Below are 1,805 nucleotides of genomic sequence, written 5' to 3'. Positions count from 1 at the left end.
GGCCGGGCCGCCACCGGCGCGGCCCGCGGCGGGGCGGCCGGAGACCGGAGCGCAAGGCGTCACCGCAGGTCAGCGGGGTCTTATCGCCGTTGAAAACCGTCATCGGTGCAGCCTTTGCCAAGGTGCGCGGCGATGCGCTTCACTTCCCCGGGTCGAACGACCGGGACGGGGAGACGGGGAGGCGGAGCCGTGGGCGCCGAGCACGACCAGCACGAGGAACCCGAGCAGCACGACCACGACCGGCACGACCACGAGCACGGACCGGGCGGGCACGACCACGGGCACGGCGGCGGCCACGGCGGGCACTCCCACGGGGTGGCGGCCGACGCCGACCGCCGCTGGCTGGCCATCGCGCTGACCCTGATCTGCGCCTACATGGCGGTCGAGGTCACCATCGGCCTCGCCGCCGGTTCGCTGGCGCTGCTGTCGGACGCGGCGCACATGCTGACCGACGCGGCCTCCATCGTGCTGGCGCTGGTGGCGATGCGGCTGGCAGCCAGGCCCGCCAGGGGCGGGTTCACCTTCGGCCTCAAGCGCGCCGAGATCCTCTCCGCCCAGGTCAACGGGCTGACCCTGATGCTGCTGGCGGCCTGGCTGACGTACGAGGCGGTGGAGCGGCTGATCGACCCGCCGCAGGTCACCGGCTCGCTGGTGCTGTGCACCGCGCTGGCCGGCATCGCGGTCAACGTCGCCGCCGCGTGGTGCCTCTCCCGGGCCAACCGCACCTCGCTGAATGTCGAGGGCGCCTACCAGCACGTCCTCAACGACCTGTTCGGCTTCGTCGCCACCGCCGCGGCGGGCCTGGTCGTCATGACCACCGGCTTCGCCCGCGCCGACGCGATCGTCTCGCTGGTCGTGGTGGTGCTGATGGTCAAGGCCGGGTGGGGGCTGCTCAAGGAGTCCGGCCGGATCTTCCTGGAGGCCGCCCCGGCCGGGACCGACCCGGACGCGATCGGCGCGGCCATGGCCGCCCGCCCCGGCGTGGTCGAGGTGCACGACCTGCACGTCTGGCAGATCACCTCCGGCCAGACCGCACTCTCCGCGCACGTCCTGGTCGCCCCCGAGCGGGACTGCCACGCGGTGCGCGCCGCCCTGGAGCGGGAACTCGCCCACGCCGCCGGCATCACCCACACCACCCTCCAGGTCGACCACGCGGCCGCCGAACTCCTCACCGTCGGCGCCCCGCGGACCCCGGGCGCCCACTGCGCGGAACCGCACGGCGCCGTCCACCGTTAGACGCCCGGTGGGACGCACGGGCGCGGTGCGCCGGGCGCGTACGCAGGGTGAGCGGGCGCGTGCCACCGGCGGCAATCGAACTCGCTGACGGATCGTCAAATTCCGTTCTACCGGCGGGTTGACCGCACCCGGCAATCCGGGAAACCGGATGCCGTGATTACGTTCCGTCAGTATGCTGGTACGTGCGCGGCCACCGGGCCGGGCGGACGCCGGGGGGAGGCGCGATGGCCGGGCGCGGGGCGGTGCGCGGGGGGCGGGGCGCCGGTGTGCCCGTGGCCCTGCTCGCCGTGCTGCTCTCCGCGCTGCTCGCACTGCTCGCGGCCGGGCCCCCGGCCCAGGCCCGGGCGCCCCGCCCGCCGGCCTCCGCCACGGCCGAGGAACACCTGGAGTGCGGGCACCAGCAGGAGGCGCAGGCCCCGGCCGGGCGCGCCCGCGCCCGCCACCGGGCGAACGGCGGGGGGGCGCCCCCCCCCCCCCCCGGGCCCCCCGGCCAGGGAAAAGTGGGCAAAAGATATAAAAAAAAAAAAATAAACCAAAAAACAAATTAAGAAATAAATATATTTTTAATT

Annotated in this window: 1 protein-coding gene; it reads left to right on the top strand. The window is 73.4% G+C overall.

Translation table 11 applies throughout. The features are described from left to right. The first annotated feature begins 189 nt into the window (after positions 1–189). A complete protein-coding gene (locus ACWEO5_RS38435) occupies positions 190–1,236 on the top strand; it encodes a cation diffusion facilitator family transporter (RefSeq protein WP_452166701.1) in 1,047 nt (348 codons plus the stop codon). Positions 1,237–1,805: the final 569 nt, after the last annotated feature.

This window comes from Kitasatospora sp. NPDC004272, from assembly GCF_053603035.1.
Note: the sequence above shows the minus strand (reverse complement) of the source record. Positions and strands in the feature narration are given on the sequence as shown.